The organism is Giesbergeria sp., assembly GCF_028686475.1.
Classification (GTDB): Bacteria; Pseudomonadota; Gammaproteobacteria; order Burkholderiales; family Burkholderiaceae_C; genus Simplicispira.
Genome location: NZ_JAQUCA010000037.1, coordinates 1 through 13,227 on the forward strand (window position 1 = coordinate 1; position 13,227 = coordinate 13,227).

Annotated in this window: 16 protein-coding genes; 1 reads left to right on the top strand and 15 read right to left on the bottom strand. The window is 56.3% G+C overall.

Features of this window, described 5'->3' with window-relative positions:
• The 3 genes from PHX60_RS15135 to PHX60_RS15145 all read right to left on the bottom strand — a co-directional run.
• Positions 1 to 1,375, bottom strand: a 1,375-nt coding sequence (locus PHX60_RS15135) for a PIG-L family deacetylase (RefSeq protein ID WP_300079434.1), incomplete at its 3' end; no start/stop codon positions are given.
• Positions 1,376 to 1,377: 2 nt separating this feature from the next.
• Positions 1,378 to 1,992 (bottom strand): GNAT family protein, encoded by a 615-nt coding sequence (locus PHX60_RS15140; protein ID WP_300079436.1) that lies wholly within the window; start codon positions 1,990 to 1,992, stop codon positions 1,378 to 1,380.
• Between the two features lie 33 nt (positions 1,993 to 2,025).
• Positions 2,026 to 2,601 carry a hypothetical protein gene (locus PHX60_RS15145; RefSeq protein ID WP_300079438.1) on the bottom strand — a complete coding sequence of 192 codons (576 nt, stop codon included), beginning with the start codon at positions 2,599 to 2,601 and terminating at the stop codon, positions 2,026 to 2,028.
• Between the two features lie 190 nt (positions 2,602 to 2,791).
• Here PHX60_RS15145 and PHX60_RS15150 point away from each other — a divergent pair, with 190 nt between their 5' ends.
• Complete coding sequence (locus PHX60_RS15150; RefSeq protein WP_300079441.1) at positions 2,792 to 3,376, top strand: Fe-Mn family superoxide dismutase; 585 nt, start codon at positions 2,792 to 2,794, stop codon at positions 3,374 to 3,376.
• A gap of 107 nt (positions 3,377 to 3,483) precedes the next feature.
• Here PHX60_RS15150 and PHX60_RS15155 read toward each other — a convergent pair whose 3' ends face one another.
• The 12 genes from PHX60_RS15155 to msrB all read right to left on the bottom strand — a co-directional run bounded on the left by PHX60_RS15155 (position 3,484) and on the right by msrB (position 13,038).
• Positions 3,484 to 4,185: a Bax inhibitor-1/YccA family protein gene (locus tag PHX60_RS15155; protein ID WP_300079443.1), complete on the bottom strand. Its 702-nt coding sequence runs from the start codon at positions 4,183 to 4,185 to the stop codon at positions 3,484 to 3,486.
• Between the two features lie 168 nt (positions 4,186 to 4,353).
• Positions 4,354 to 4,761, bottom strand: a complete 408-nt coding sequence (locus PHX60_RS15160; protein WP_300079445.1) for a biopolymer transporter ExbD — start codon at positions 4,759 to 4,761, stop codon at positions 4,354 to 4,356.
• A gap of 2 nt (positions 4,762 to 4,763) precedes the next feature.
• A complete protein-coding gene (locus PHX60_RS15165; protein ID WP_300079447.1) occupies positions 4,764 to 5,483 on the bottom strand; it encodes a MotA/TolQ/ExbB proton channel family protein in 720 nt (239 codons plus the stop codon).
• Positions 5,484 to 5,507: 24 nt separating this feature from the next.
• Complete coding sequence (locus tag PHX60_RS15170; RefSeq protein WP_300079449.1) at positions 5,508 to 6,233, bottom strand: energy transducer TonB; 726 nt, start codon at positions 6,231 to 6,233, stop codon at positions 5,508 to 5,510.
• A gap of 124 nt (positions 6,234 to 6,357) precedes the next feature.
• Complete coding sequence (locus PHX60_RS15175; RefSeq protein ID WP_300079452.1) at positions 6,358 to 6,582, bottom strand: (2Fe-2S)-binding protein; 225 nt, start codon at positions 6,580 to 6,582, stop codon at positions 6,358 to 6,360.
• 64 nt (positions 6,583 to 6,646) lie between these two features.
• Positions 6,647 to 7,786 carry an alpha-hydroxy acid oxidase gene (locus PHX60_RS15180; protein ID WP_300079454.1) on the bottom strand — a complete coding sequence of 380 codons (1,140 nt, stop codon included), beginning with the start codon at positions 7,784 to 7,786 and terminating at the stop codon, positions 6,647 to 6,649.
• Between the two features lie 24 nt (positions 7,787 to 7,810).
• Positions 7,811 to 8,503 carry a Fe2+-dependent dioxygenase gene (locus PHX60_RS15185; RefSeq protein ID WP_300079465.1) on the bottom strand — a complete coding sequence of 231 codons (693 nt, stop codon included), beginning with the start codon at positions 8,501 to 8,503 and terminating at the stop codon, positions 7,811 to 7,813.
• Positions 8,504 to 8,537: 34 nt separating this feature from the next.
• The gene (locus PHX60_RS15190) at positions 8,538 to 10,652 is read right to left on the bottom strand and encodes a TonB-dependent siderophore receptor (protein WP_300079467.1); all 2,115 of its coding nucleotides are present in this window, start codon (positions 10,650 to 10,652) and stop codon (positions 8,538 to 8,540) included.
• Between the two features lie 275 nt (positions 10,653 to 10,927).
• On the bottom strand, positions 10,928 to 11,713 hold the full coding sequence (locus PHX60_RS15195) for a peptidylprolyl isomerase (protein ID WP_300079457.1): 786 nt from the start codon (positions 11,711 to 11,713) through the stop codon (positions 10,928 to 10,930).
• Between the two features lie 42 nt (positions 11,714 to 11,755).
• The gene (locus tag PHX60_RS15200; RefSeq protein WP_300079459.1) at positions 11,756 to 12,034 is read right to left on the bottom strand and encodes a BolA family protein; all 279 of its coding nucleotides are present in this window, start codon (positions 12,032 to 12,034) and stop codon (positions 11,756 to 11,758) included.
• On the bottom strand, positions 12,031 to 12,597 hold the full coding sequence (locus PHX60_RS15205) for a septation protein A (RefSeq protein ID WP_300079461.1): 567 nt from the start codon (positions 12,595 to 12,597) through the stop codon (positions 12,031 to 12,033). The genes PHX60_RS15200 and PHX60_RS15205 overlap by 4 nt, the downstream gene beginning before the upstream one ends.
• A gap of 12 nt (positions 12,598 to 12,609) precedes the next feature.
• Positions 12,610 to 13,038 (bottom strand): peptide-methionine (R)-S-oxide reductase MsrB, encoded by a 429-nt coding sequence (gene msrB / locus PHX60_RS15210; RefSeq protein WP_300079463.1) that lies wholly within the window; start codon positions 13,036 to 13,038, stop codon positions 12,610 to 12,612.
• Positions 13,039 to 13,227: the final 189 nt, after the last annotated feature.

Consider the following 13,227-nt stretch of genomic DNA (forward strand, 5'->3'; position numbering starts at 1 on the left):
GCTCTAATTCCAGGGCAAGTACCAAATTGAACACATCATTCAGCCCTGTGGGCGTGATGCGTTGCAGCAGCTTGCGTAGCACCACCTGCCCCCAAGGGGTGTAACCTTTGCGCTGATGTTGGGTGTGCAAATCGGCAGCCTCTCCAGGATGAGGGTACTGGCGGTATTCACAGACTAGCTCTGGGATACGCCGGAAGGTGCCCCCTTGCAGCTCAGCACGGGCCAGAAAATCCCAATCTTCATACGCCTCTAAGGTTTCGTCAAAACCAAGCTGCTGCGCCCAACGAATACGACAAAGGTAACTGTTCACTGGGATATGGTTGCCTGCCAGCAAGCGCCCAGCGCGCCAATCTTTGCCTACCGCTGGGCCTACTTGTAGCACCTGGACCTGCCCCCCTTGCTGGTAGTTGCAGGTCACTATTCGGTAGTCACCATAAACCACATCGAGCTTGGGATCGGCCTCTAACTCGGTCAGCAGCAGCGCCAGATGGTCGGGCAACCAGACATCATCTTGGTCTAAAAAAGCCAAATACTTGCCTTGGGCGGCTGCCATGCCTGCGTTGAGGTTGGCTGCGCGAGGGCCTGGCCCCTGCAACAGGCGCACCTGCAAAGTGGCAGGAAAGTTTTGTGGTTGTGCAGCAGCGGGGCCGTGCCACACCACAAGCACCTCAATTTGTTCATAGCTTTGCTCATTAATGCTGTGCAATGCCACAGACAACAAGGCAGCATCATCGGCGCGTACCACCACCGACACCAAAGGGCGGTTTTCAAAAAAATTCTGTGCGCTACCATCCCACGGATAGCGCACATAAGCCTCACCATGCCCAGCTGCAATAGCCGCACCGCGTAAGGTGGCTAAACCCCGCGTATGGGCTTGGTAATCGTACTGTGCTTGCTGCGAGACATGGCAGGCCAAGGCTTGTAGCTTGCGCTCTAACAGAACAGGTTCAATATGATTGGGGTGCGGCAGGGGGCTGGTAGTTTCGTAAAACCACAGCGTGCCACCCCAACGCCCCGTGAGGGCGGCCAAAGCGCCACGGGTTAAACGCCGGTGGTCTGGGTGCGATTCTCCGGGGGCAGGCAAGGCAATATCCGTAGGACGATAAGCCGTCACCAACGCCTGATAACGTTGTTGCATCACACTATCGAGCGGCAACGCACCATCTGCGGCAGCCCAGCATTCGGCTGCTGGGGCTTGTAATACCTGCAAACCAGCTTGCAACTCTTGCAAGCGTTGTTGTGGGTTACCGCCCAAACCGCCCTCGGTCACCACGACCACCTTGACCATGCCCCCCTGGGCCAAGGTGTTCATGATGAGGCCCGCACACCCCAACAGTTCATCATCCGGGTGGGGTGCTAATACCAGCAAACGCATACTCAAGTCTCGGTGGCAGGAAGAAGGGGATTGAGCGGTACCAAGCGCTGCAAACGCGCCCGTGCCGGGCTGTTGAGCCATTCTGGCCGCAACAGGGCATAGCGCCACAAATCCATGCGTTGTCCGTCCGCACCGCGTAATTCTTGGCGCAGCACTGCTTCTTGTGCAATGCCCAAGCCCGCCAAAAATTGAACAGCCCCCGTATTGTGGGGAGAGACGCAAAACACCAATTTTTCAAAAGAAAATCGGATAAAGGCAGCGTCCAGCAGCCAATGCACAGCCTCTAGTGCAGCACGACTGCCTTGGCCCCGGAAGAACGCCACCGATACCTCGGCTTTGGCATTGTGGAAATCCATAGCACTCAAAGCCAAAAAACCCAAAGGGGTATGGCTGTGGCGGTGCAAGACCAAGGCTTCTCGCTCTACTGGCGGGTCTAGCTGTTCTAGCCATTGCAAGCGCTGCATCCAGTCTTGTACCGGATGCGCTTGGTGCAAGTAGGCCGGGCGGTAAGCTGCCAAAGCAGCCCCCACCTCTGGCTGTGGATAAAGTTGCAGTATGTCTGCACTTTGCAAGGCGCGGACGGTGCAAGACACGCCCTGGTAAAAAGAGGAAGTCAAGGGGACTACAGGGGTCGCAAGAACTGCACTGCTTTAATAGGTGCGGCAAGTGCCAACACTGATTTTATCCAGCTCAGAAATGCGCGCGTTGGCCCAAGTAGGGGAGCCGTTTTGAAAACTGCCGGGAGGAAACACAAAGGTTTGCAAATAAAACGAGTTGCCTGGTGTCAACGAGTAGCCTAATGTCGCCAAATTCAAAGGCACGGTCAGGGCCACGGTTCCATCGGGCGGAGCAACAATCCCAGTGCCGATAGGAACTTGTAAGCCAGCGGTGCCAATTTTGACGTTGGGATTGAGCATTTCATTGCCACCGATGTTGGTGGATGTAGCCACAAAAACGATTTCATCGTTTTTAAGGCCCGTGAGCACCAAAGACAAGGTATTGGGCACGCCCATGTTGTCGCACAAAGTGGCGGAACCGTTATAGGTACTGCTACCCAAATGGTTGAGCTGTACCTTGTTCAGCACCGGCAGTTCTACTTGGGTGACTTGGGTCGTCACGATGTCGGTGTAAGTAGGTGTCAGGGTCTGGGCGTGGGCCTGCTGCATGAGCAGGGGCAAAGTAGCGGCTTTACCTGTGAGCAGCAGGGTAGAGAATTTTTTCATCATGGCGCAATCAACTCCAAGTTGGGGGTAAAAAAGAAGAGCCTTCCCCAATGCCAGAGTAAGCCCTGCGGTTTTATGCCACTTTAGCACCGGCAAGCCCACTTGCCAATTCCTTTCTACAATGCACCATAGCAGCTGCACGCCCTCGGGTGGTGCGGCGCTTTGTGAGAAACCCTAGCCACTAAGGAAAACAATGGAACATACCCTACCCCCCCTGCCCTACGCGATTGATGCACTGGCCCCCCACTACAGCCAAGAGACGCTGGAGTTCCACCACGGCAAGCACCACAATGCCTATGTGGTCAACCTGAACAACCTGCAAAAGGGTACCGAGTTTGAAGCCCTGAGCTTGGAAGAAATTATCAAAAAATCTTCCGGCGGCATCTACAACAATGCAGCCCAAATCTGGAACCACACTTTCTTCTGGAACTGCATGGCCCCCAACGGTGGCGGCGAGCCGACTGGCGCGCTGGCCGATGCTATCAACGCCAAATGGGGTAGCTACGCTGCGTTCAAAGAAGCTTTTGTCAAGTCGGCTGTGGGCAATTTTGGTTCGGGCTGGACTTGGCTGGTCAAGAAGGCCGATGGCTCGGTGGACATCGTGAACACCGGTGCCGCTGGCACCCCCCTGACCACCGAAGACAAAGCCCTGCTGACCGTGGACGTGTGGGAACACGCTTATTACATTGACTACCGCAACCGTCGCCCAGACTTTGTAGCCACTTTCCTAGACAAGCTGGTCAACTGGAAGTTTGCCGAAGCCAACTTTGCTGACTAAATTAGCACAGACACTTGAGGCTGAAAAAAAGCCAGTCAGGGCAACCTGACTGGCTTTTTTACTGGAGTGGCTGGCGCATCACCTGCGCCAGCAGCTGCACTTAGCGATTATTCGCGTTCGCCACCAAAGATGCCCAACAGCGCCAGCAAACTTTGGAACACGTTAAAAATGTCCATGTAAAGTGCCAAAGTAGCGCTGATGTAGTTGGTCTCGCCACCGTCGATGATTTGCTTCAGGTCGTACAGCATATAAGCGCTGAAAATACCAATCGCGGCCACCGAAATCGCCATCATGCCAGCGCTAGAGCCAACAAACACGTTGATGACAGCCCCCACCATCAGCACCAAAGCGCCCACCATCAGCCATTTACCCATACCGGACAAATCGCGCTTAATCACGCTGGCCAAGCTGGCCATCACGACAAACACGCCCGCTGTACCGGCAAAGGCGGTCATGATGAGTTCGGAACCGTTTTTAAAGCCCAACACCGAGCCAATCAGACGCGACAGCATCAGGCCCATAAAAAAGGTGAAGGCCAACAGCACCGGCACGCCCATCGCCGAATGTTTGGTTTTTTCGATGGCGAACATAAAGCCAAAGGCCCCGGCCATAAAGACAATCATGCCCACGCCGCCACTGAGCATCGAGGTAATGCCAGTGCTGACACCAATCCAAGCGCCCAGCACTGTGGGCACCATGCTCAGGGCCAAGAGCCAGTAGGTGTTACGCAGCACTTTGTTGCGCTGCTCTTGTGAGATGCCGTAGCCATAGCCGGCAGAAGAATAAAGGCTGGAAACGCGGTCGTTCATTAAATTGCTCCTGTGTGTGTCCTGCACAGCGCAGGTCTTATTATTCTAGGTGGGGACAGGACTCGCAGTGTCAATACCCCCACAAAATTCCGCCAAAATCAATTACTTGGCAATGCAGATGGAGCCACACAGGTAACAAAAAGTTCCGTCAAGACTTCAAAATAAAATTTACTGTGGCTCGGTGACAAAACCTATCTTGCGAACCCCGGCCCGTTGGGCGCTGGCCATCGCTTGGGCGATGCGCTCATAGCGTACTTCTTTATCGCCCCGAATGTGCAAATCGGGTTGTGGCTCTTTGGCGGCCTCGGCTTGGAGCTGTGTTTGCAGCTCCTCGTCCGTCACGGGCGCACCGTTGAAAAAGTAGGCTCCGTCGGCTCCAACACTCAGGCGTACCGTTTCGGGTTTGATGAGTTCGGGCTGGTTGCTGGCACGCGGTAAATCGACATTGACCGAGTGCTTCATCACCGGCACCGTGATGATAAAAATTATCAACAACACCAGCATGACATCCACCAACGGGGTCATGTTGATTTCGTTCATCACCTCGTCGGTGTCGTCTTGGGTTCCAAAGGCCATGTTCAAGCCCCTTTCTTCAGCGGATGGACGTTACCCGCTTCTGCACTGGCAGACACCCGCGCTCCGGTGACGAAATAGGCATGGAGGTCGTGGGCAAAGCTGTTCAGGCGGGTCAAGATGGATTTGTTACCACGCACCAAAGCGTTGTAGCCCAAGACCGCCGGAATCGCCACAGCCAAGCCCAGCGCCGTCATGATGAGCGCCTCGCCAATCGGGCCAGCTACCTTGTCGATGGTCGATTGGCCAGAGCTGCCAATGGCAATCAGGGCATGGTAAATACCCCAAACGGTGCCAAACAAGCCAATAAACGGTGCCGTCGAGCCGACTGAAGCCAAGATGGCCAACCCCGATTGCAAGCGGGCGGTAAAGCCGTCAATGCTGTTGCGTAGGCTGCCTGTCACCCAATCACTCACGTCCAAGCTGTCGTGCAATTGCCCTTTGGTGTTGCGGTGGTGGGCGGTGGCTTCGCGGCCTTCAATCGCCAATTGGCGAAATGGATTATGGGGGTCTGACCCCAATTTTTCCAGTCCGGCGGCAAAGTCAGGGCTGTGCCAAAAACCTTGGGCGGCTTGGGCATGTTTTTTGAACTTGATGATGTCCAGCGCCTTGAGCAGGATGACCACCCAAGAGGCCAGCGACATGCCCAGCAGCAACACCGCCACCAGCCGAGTGACAAAATCACCTTGCATCCAGACATGGGCTAAGCCAAATTGCGATTCCATGAAAACTCCTGACGATGGATTGAATTATTCGAGAACAAAGTTAATCGGCACCAGATTCCACATGGTCTCTGGCACGCCGTTGCGCTTGCCAGGCACAAAGCGCCAGCGCATCACGGCCTCTTGGGCTTGGCGGTCTAGCCGGTCGTAGCCACTGGATTGTTGTAGCTCCACCTTTTGCGGCAGGCCGTCGGCCCCAATCAACACCCGCAACACCACTTTGCCTTCCTCCCCCATGCGTTTGCTGATGGCCGGATAGGCCGGGGCAGGGTTTTGCAGATAGGCGGCGCTGCTAGAGGGCAACTCAATGCGCGGCGGTGCTGGTGGTGCTGGCGGTGCAGGTGGGGACGGGGCTGGCGCGGGGGCAGCAGTCACTGCCGGTGCGCTATCGGGTTCACTGGCGGCCACAATGGGCGCGTTGGGTGCTGGGGGTGCATTCAGTACCGGCGTTGGGGCAGGCTGTGGCTTGGGCGCAGGGGTTTTTAGGGCAGCGGGACGCACAACGGGCTGCGGCTTGGGTGGCTCGGGCACTGGCGGTGCCGGAGGGGGTGCCGGGGGGGTGGGCGCTACCGGTGGCGGTACCAGTTCAGCCAGCACCGTAGCGGGCACAATCACTTCTTGCGCTGGAGTTTGACGTACCAAGCCTGCCTCTAATGCCCACAAGCCAGCAGCGTGGGCCAGCACCACGCCTGAAATAATCAGGATGCGGTGGCCCGAAGCAGTGGGAACAGCGAAATGGTCAGAAGAAGGCATAAAAACAAAGGAATCGGGCACGCGCCAGCAAGATGAAGGGGCAAAATTTAACGGCGAAAAATCCAACCCACCGATAGCAACACCAACGACAAGCTCCCCATCAGTACGGAGATCATCATGGCGCTCATACCACGGCTTGGTGCGGGTACGAGGCGGACAGCAGGTTATGCAAGGCCGCTACTGGCAAGCTGGCATGGCATTGGGCCACGACATCGCGGGCGCAATCTTCGCAACGGCCACATTGGGTAGCGATGCCTAGCTCAAATTGAATATCGTCAAAACCCATACCGGCATGGGCATGGCGGGCGATGTCACGGTCAGAGACGCGGCGGCACACACAGACAATCATCAGACGCTCCAAGCAACAAAGGGGAAATGAAAAAATCTGCCCCTATTATAAATGAGAATTCTTCTCATTCAATAAAATTGAGCGCTTGTGCTAAAAAAATTTCAGCCGCTGCCACCTCGGCCAAGCTGGCACAGCCCATCAGCGCCATCGTGGCTTCTAACTCGTCGCGCAGCAAGCGCAACACATGGGCCACGCCCACGGCCCCCGCGTTGGCCAAACCATAAATGGCCGGGCGGCCCACCAAAACCGCACTGGCCCCCAGCGCCAGCGCCTTGAAAATATCCGTACCGCGACGGATGCCGCCATCCACCAGCACCGGCAAACGCCCCTGCACCGCTTGCACTACGGCAGGCAAGGCTTGGCCGGTGGGTAAAGCGGTGTCTAAAGTGCGCCCACCGTGGTTCGAGACGATGATGCCCGCCACCCCCAAAGCAGCTGCTTGACGTGCATCCTCGGGGTGCAAAATACCTTTGAGCAACACCGGCAAGCGGGTGATGGATTGCAGCCATTGCACATCCTCCCAAGTGGGGGCATGGTGCAACAAATCATCGAACAAGGGGCTTTGGCCCGGCTGTAAGGCGCGTGCTGGGCGTGTTGTTAAACCATCTAAATTCACAGCCCGGATACCGGGGGGCAAATGAAAGCCGGTGCGGCGTTCGCGGTCGCGGATGCCACTGACGGGGGCATCTACCGTCAACACCAAGGCTTCGTAAGCAGCTGCTTCGGCGCGTTGCACTAAAGCACGGGTAAAACCCCGGTCATGTTGTAAATACAACTGAAACCACAATGGCCCCCGCCCTGCATCGGCCAAAAAAGCCTGTGCCACCGCCTCTAACGGCGTGCTGGCTTGGGTGCTTAACACCATGCCCGCGCCCAAAGCGGCGGCGGCATAGGCGGTAGCCAATTCACCATCGGCATGGGCTAAATGCTGAAAGGCCACCGGGGCCAACAAAATCGGGTGGGCCAGCGTGCGGCCAAGCAAGGTGCTACGGGTATGGCCACCGGCCAAACGCTGCAACACACGTGGCCGCAGCCGCAATGCGTCCCAAGCGTGGCGGTTGGCGTGCAGGGTGATTTCATCGCCCGCGCCGCCACTAAAGTACGCCCAAGCGTTTGCATCTAACTGCTGCTGGGCTTGTTGTGCATGGTCGGCCAAATTAACAATGTGGGACGGCACCGTTTGGCGCTGTAAAGTGGGCATCATGGCAGCAACTATCGCTTGTGAGGCTTAAACATCAGCCCACATGCGTAGCAGGTTGTGGTAAGTGCCGGTCAGGCCAACGACGGCGGGAGCGGTTTCACCCACATCGGCGCGCAGGCGCAACAAGTCCATGTCCATTTGGAACAGCAATTGGCGCTGCTCTAAGGAGCGCACCATGCTTTCTACCCAAAAGAAACTGGCAATCCGCGCCCCGCATGTAACTGGGGCCACTTGGTGTACGGTCGAGCTGGGATACAGCACCATATCACCCGCTGGCAGCTTGATAGCCCGCTCGCCTTGGGCTTCGCGAATCAGCAATTCGCCGCCCTCATATTCGTCTGGGTCGGCCAGAAAAATGGTGCAAGACAAATCGCTACGCACCCATTGCTCGGGGTAGCGCGAGCGCAACACGGCCCCATCCACATGGTCGCCGTAAAAATTGCTGTCACCGCCATAGCGGTTGAACAGCGGGTTAAAAATTCGCTTGGGCAGGGCCGCAGAAAAAAACAGGGCATCGCGCTGCAAAGCAGCCAACACCAAGGCGCGCAGTTGTGCGGCCTCGGGGCTGTCTTGCGCCAACTGCTGGTTGCGCTTGTGCGCCAGCGCTTGCCCGCCTGCACTGCTGCGCCCGTCCCGCCACGGGGCTGCTGGTGCCTGTAACAAGGCACGGGCCGTCTGCACTTCTTGCGGGGTCAGGATATTTTTGAGCTGCAAAAACATAAGGGACATTCCGTGCGTTGCTACCAAGATGGCTTTAGAAGCGGGTTTTGAGGGTCAATTGCACAGCACGCGGCGCACCAGGGGCGTAAAAGCCACGGTACAAGCTATCGGCATACAGCTTATCGCTCAAGTTGGTCACATTCAGCTTGAGTGAGGTGTTCTCATTCCAGCTGTATTCCACCATCGCGTCGGCGGTGACAAAGCTGTCCGCCTGCACGGCGCGCGAGCCTTCAGGGTTTTGCTTGCTCCGGTAGTTCAGGCCCGCACCCACGCGCCATTGCGGCGTCAGGGTGTAGCTGGTCCAAACGCTGCCGCTGTGCTTGGGTGTCAGGCCGGGGCGGTCGCCCTTGACTTGCGCCCCGCCGCCATTGGCGGCCAATGCCACATTGCTTTCGTCAATTTTGGCACTCGGAATCCACGTGTGGTTGTAGAACACCTCCCAACGCGGTGTGATGCGCCCCGCCAAGTTGAACTCCATACCGGCGGCATGGCGTTTGCCTGAGAGCAGTTGTTGCTGCGCGGCGGTGTCGGGGTCGGTGTTGCGCTCGTTGTATTTTTCGCTGTAAAACGCGGCCACGCCTAAACTGGCCCGTTTTTGGAACAATTCCCATTTACCACCCAGTTCAAAATTGCGACTTTTCTCCGCTGGAGTGTTGGCGGTTTTGGCCGTGCCATCGTTGGGATTGCCAAACTGGTAGGTATCGCCCGAGGTGTTGTACGAAGTACCATAAGACACGTAGTAAGAGGCCAAATCATCCGGCTGGTACAAAGCCCCCACGCGCGGACTCCACAGGCCATCCGAACGCGCATGGCTTAAACCGGTTGGGGTGTGGTAAGAAGCCTTAAAGCGGTCATAGCGCAAGCCAGCCAGCAACTTGAAGGCTGCATTCAAGCTCATGGTGTCTTGGGCATACAGGCTGATATTGCGTGCCGTAAAACGGTTATAAGCCGGTGCGCCACGGGTGTCTGCGCGCCAATCGCCATTGTTCGGGTTACCCACGGTAGTATCCAAACCGCTGGCTGCGCCCGCAAAACTTTGGTTGCGCTCGGCATCGTCGTGGTAAATATCGACCCCTGCAATCAGGGCGTGCTTTTTACCCAGCCAATCAAAAGTGTGCGTGTAGTCGCTTTGCAGTTGCGTTAAATCGCTGCTGCCAATCCGTCCTTTGGGGGAGCGCGTGACCACCGTACTGCTGTTGAGGTTGTCGCGTGTCGTGCCCTGACCAAAACGAATCACACTCGCCCACAAGTCGCGCTCGTAAGTGCCGTGGCGCAGGCGGGTGTTTAACTCGGCGTTGTTGTCAAAGCGGTGGATGTGCGACAGCGTGACGTATTGGGCCGAGGTATTCAAATAATCACTGTCTAAGCCGTAGTAATTTTTGGCGGGCAGAGACGGCACAATCACACCATTGTCTAAAAACCAAGGGTGGTTGTACGACGGACGACCGTCAATCTCTAAAGAATACAGCCCGACCGAGAACTCATCGCGTGTGCCAATGCCCCAACTAAAGGTGGGTGCAATGCCGCGTTTTTTCTGGATAGCGCCATCGTTGTCGGCGTTGTGCAGCAGGGCATTGACACGCAGGGCGGCGTTTTCGCCGGTTTTGAAGTTGAAATCCCCTGTCAGGCGGTGTTCCTTACCACTGCCAAGGGTGTAAGTAGCTTCGTGCTGGTCTATCAGCAATGGTGCCTTGTTCACTTGGTTCACCACGCCGCCGGTCGAACCTTTGCCAAACAGCATTGAGGCCGAGCCTTTCAGCACTTCTACCCGGTCATTGTTGAAGGTGTCGCGCTCGTACAGTGGGGCATCTTTCATGCCATCAATATAAATATCACCCGCTTGGCCCAAAGAGAAACCACGCAGGCGCACATCTTCTTCGCCGGTTTCCCCGGCCTGAAAGCTCACACCCGAGGTGGTGCGTAACACTTCGCGGAAATCGTCTTGGTTGCGGTCATCCATCAGGCGCTCGGTAAACACCGTGACGCTTTGCGGAATATCGCGCAGTTCTTGCTGGCCCTTGCCAATGCTGGTTTTTTTCACCTGCAAGCTGTCTTTGGCTTGAACTTGTACCGCCTCGCGCACCGTCACGGCAGGCAGGGTAGCGGTAGCAGCACTAGGAACATCGTTGCTTTGCGCCCAGCTGCCCATCGAGGTCGCCAACATCAGCGCACCCAAGGGCAACAAAGCTTTATCGGTGGGATGGGGGTGCAGTGCAGTATCTTTTGCCAAGAGGGCCTCCGTAGGTATGAAAGAACACAGATGCGAAGCAGTGGCCCCAAAAAATGGGCAGCACATCGCAAAGTGCTAATCTTAAACCAAATAAAAAGCATTCTCATTTACAAATGGGCATCGGGCAAAAAAAAGCCAGTCAGCGTGGCACTGACTGGCAGGCATGGGCACCGGCCTAGGCCGTGTGGTCTGCTTTATTCGACCTTGGCCTTAGCGCGCAAGCTCTCTTGGTACTGCGCCAGCTTTTGCTGTTGCAGTTGCTGTGCCACTTGGGGTTTGACTTCGTCCAACTTAGGCAATTGGGCTTGGCGCGTATCTTCCAAGCGGATGATGTGCCAGCCAAATTGGCTCTTGACCGGGGTTTGCGTCATCTTGCCTTTTTCTAGCTTGATGAGCGCCTCGGTGAACTCGGGCACGTAGCTGGCCGGGTTGGCCCAATCTAAGTTGCCACCCTTGGCACCGGAGCCGGGGTCTTTGGATTGCTTTTTGGCGATGTCTTCAAACTTGCCACCCTTTTGGATGGAAGCGATGATGGCCTTGGCCTCTTCTTCTTTTTCTACCAAAATGTGGCTGGCTTTGTACTCTTTGCCACCGTTGGCCGCGACAAACTTGTCGTACTCGGCCTTGATTTCGGCATCGGAGACGGGGTTTTTGGCTTGGTAGCTGGCAAACAGCTCGTTAATCAGCACCTGTTGGCGTGCCAGTTCCATCTGGGTTTTATAGCTGGCCGAAGACTCTAAGCCCAGACGCTGCGCTTCTTGGGTGAAGACTTCGGCGGTGATGATTTGGTCTTTGATGCGGGCCTCGATTTCGGGGCTGACCTTGCGGCCCGAGCGCTCTACCTGCTCTTTAATGGCATTGAGGCGCTCTGCTGGCACGGGCTTGCCGTTGACGACAGCCAAATTTTGCGCGGCAGCAGGCAGGGCCAAAGCGCCCAGCATGGCGGCGGCCATCAGGCTGGACAGAAGCTGTTTCTTCATGGGGAAAATCCAAAAAAGGGAAAAACGGAAAGAAAAAATAGTTTAGAGAATTTCAATGGCGATGGCATGAACGCCACGGTCTATCCATTCTTGCAGTGCATCATACACAAGGCGATGCTGGCGCACCCGTGGCAAATGGCCGAACAATGGTGAGGCAATACGCACCCGAAAATGGCTGCCCGAGCCACTGGGGTTGGCCCCCGCATGACCGGCATGGTGGCCGGTTTCATCCAGCACTTCCAAGGTGGTAGGGGCCAAGGCAGCGCGCAGGCTATCGGCCAAAGCTTGGGCGGTAATGGCGGGGTGGAGGTCGGTGGTCATGCTTGGGGGTCTTTGGCGTTGGCGGGCAGGGCCGCATCTTCTTTCAGGTAGCGCGACAAGTAAAGCGCTTGGCCAATCACAAAAGCAAACATCAAGCCCATGCCGCCAAACAGCTTAAAACTGACCCAAGTATCGGTATCAAAACTGTAAGCAACCCACAAATTGAGCAGCCCCATACTGACAAAGAAAGCAGCCCACGCGCCATTCAGGCGGATCCAGACAGCATCGGGCAGCTGCATTTGGGCGCCCATCAGGCTTTTGATAAAGTTTTTGCCAAAGAACCATTGCCCACCCAGCAGCACGGCCGCCATCAGCCAGTAAAGCACGGTGGGCTTCCATTTGATAAAGGTATCGCTTTGCGCTATCAAGGTGGCCCCACCAAACAGCACAATCACCCCCAAACTGAGCCACTGCATCGGCTCTACCTTGCCATGCTTAAAGTGCAGGTAGGCAATTTGCACCACGGTGGCCGCAATCGCTACCGCCGTGGCCACGTAGATGCCGCCCAGTTTGAAGGCGATAAAAAACAGGATGATGGGGAAAAAATCTATTAAAAATTTCATGGCTGGATGGTTTTATTCGGTGGATGGTGCCGCAGGGGTGGGCGAGAAATCCAGCGCCGCCGAATTCATGCAGTAACGCAGGCCCGTGGGGGCGGGGCCATCTTCAAACACATGGCCCAAGTGGGCACCGCATTGGCTGCACACGGTTTCTACCCGCACCCGGCCTAAGCTGTAATCCATCACTTCGGTGATGGCACCGGGCAAGGCTTGCGAGAAGCTAGGCCAACCACAACCGGCATCAAACTTGGTGTCGGCAGCAAACAACTGGCTACCGCAGCAGATGCAATGGTAACGGCCATCGGCCCATTGGTGGTTGTATTTACCGGTAAAAGGGCGCTCGGTGGCGGCGTGGCGCGTCACTTGCAGCGCGCCGGGTTCGGCGGCTTTGGTTTGTAGGATGGCTTGCCATTCGGCTTCGGTTTTTTGGATAGGGAAGGTCATGGTAGGGCAGGGCGGAAAGAGGTTTGCTAGTGGTTATGATAATCACTATGAATAGCAAGCAATTGACCTCCTCCCCGTCATGAATGACGGGGATTCCTCACTGCCTTGCGGCAATGAGCCTTCCATCGACACTATCCTTGCGGAATAGTGCCTTGGATTCCTCCTGCGAGACGCTCAAGTCCGAGCGCA

Excerpts from the sequence above, each read along its gene's own strand:
- PHX60_RS15145 (WP_300079438.1), bottom strand. The coding sequence starts at position 2,601 with ATGATGAAAAAATTCTCTACCCTGCTGCTCACAGGTAAAGCCGCTACT.
- PHX60_RS15155 (WP_300079443.1), bottom strand. The coding sequence starts at position 4,185 with ATGAACGACCGCGTTTCCAGCCTTTATTCTTCTGCCGGCTATGGCTAC.
- PHX60_RS15195 (WP_300079457.1), bottom strand. The coding sequence starts at position 11,713 with ATGAAGAAACAGCTTCTGTCCAGCCTGATGGCCGCCGCCATGCTGGGC.
- PHX60_RS15150 (WP_300079441.1), top strand. The coding sequence starts at position 2,792 with ATGGAACATACCCTACCCCCCCTGCCCTACGCGATTGATGCACTGGCC.
- PHX60_RS15205 (WP_300079461.1), bottom strand. The coding sequence starts at position 12,597 with ATGAAATTTTTAATAGATTTTTTCCCCATCATCCTGTTTTTTATCGCC.
- PHX60_RS15175 (WP_300079452.1), bottom strand. The coding sequence starts at position 6,582 with ATGATTGTCTGTGTGTGCCGCCGCGTCTCTGACCGTGACATCGCCCGC.
- PHX60_RS15200 (WP_300079459.1), bottom strand. The coding sequence starts at position 12,034 with ATGACCACCGACCTCCACCCCGCCATTACCGCCCAAGCTTTGGCCGAT.
- PHX60_RS15180 (WP_300079454.1), bottom strand. The coding sequence starts at position 7,786 with ATGATGCCCACTTTACAGCGCCAAACGGTGCCGTCCCACATTGTTAAT.
- PHX60_RS15160 (WP_300079445.1), bottom strand. The coding sequence starts at position 4,761 with ATGGCCTTTGGAACCCAAGACGACACCGACGAGGTGATGAACGAAATC.
- PHX60_RS15190 (WP_300079467.1), bottom strand. The coding sequence starts at position 10,652 with ATGGGCAGCTGGGCGCAAAGCAACGATGTTCCTAGTGCTGCTACCGCT.
- PHX60_RS15170 (WP_300079449.1), bottom strand. The coding sequence starts at position 6,233 with ATGCCTTCTTCTGACCATTTCGCTGTTCCCACTGCTTCGGGCCACCGC.
- PHX60_RS15165 (WP_300079447.1), bottom strand. The coding sequence starts at position 5,483 with ATGGAATCGCAATTTGGCTTAGCCCATGTCTGGATGCAAGGTGATTTT.
- msrB (WP_300079463.1), bottom strand. The coding sequence starts at position 13,038 with ATGACCTTCCCTATCCAAAAAACCGAAGCCGAATGGCAAGCCATCCTA.
- PHX60_RS15185 (WP_300079465.1), bottom strand. The coding sequence starts at position 8,503 with ATGTTTTTGCAGCTCAAAAATATCCTGACCCCGCAAGAAGTGCAGACG.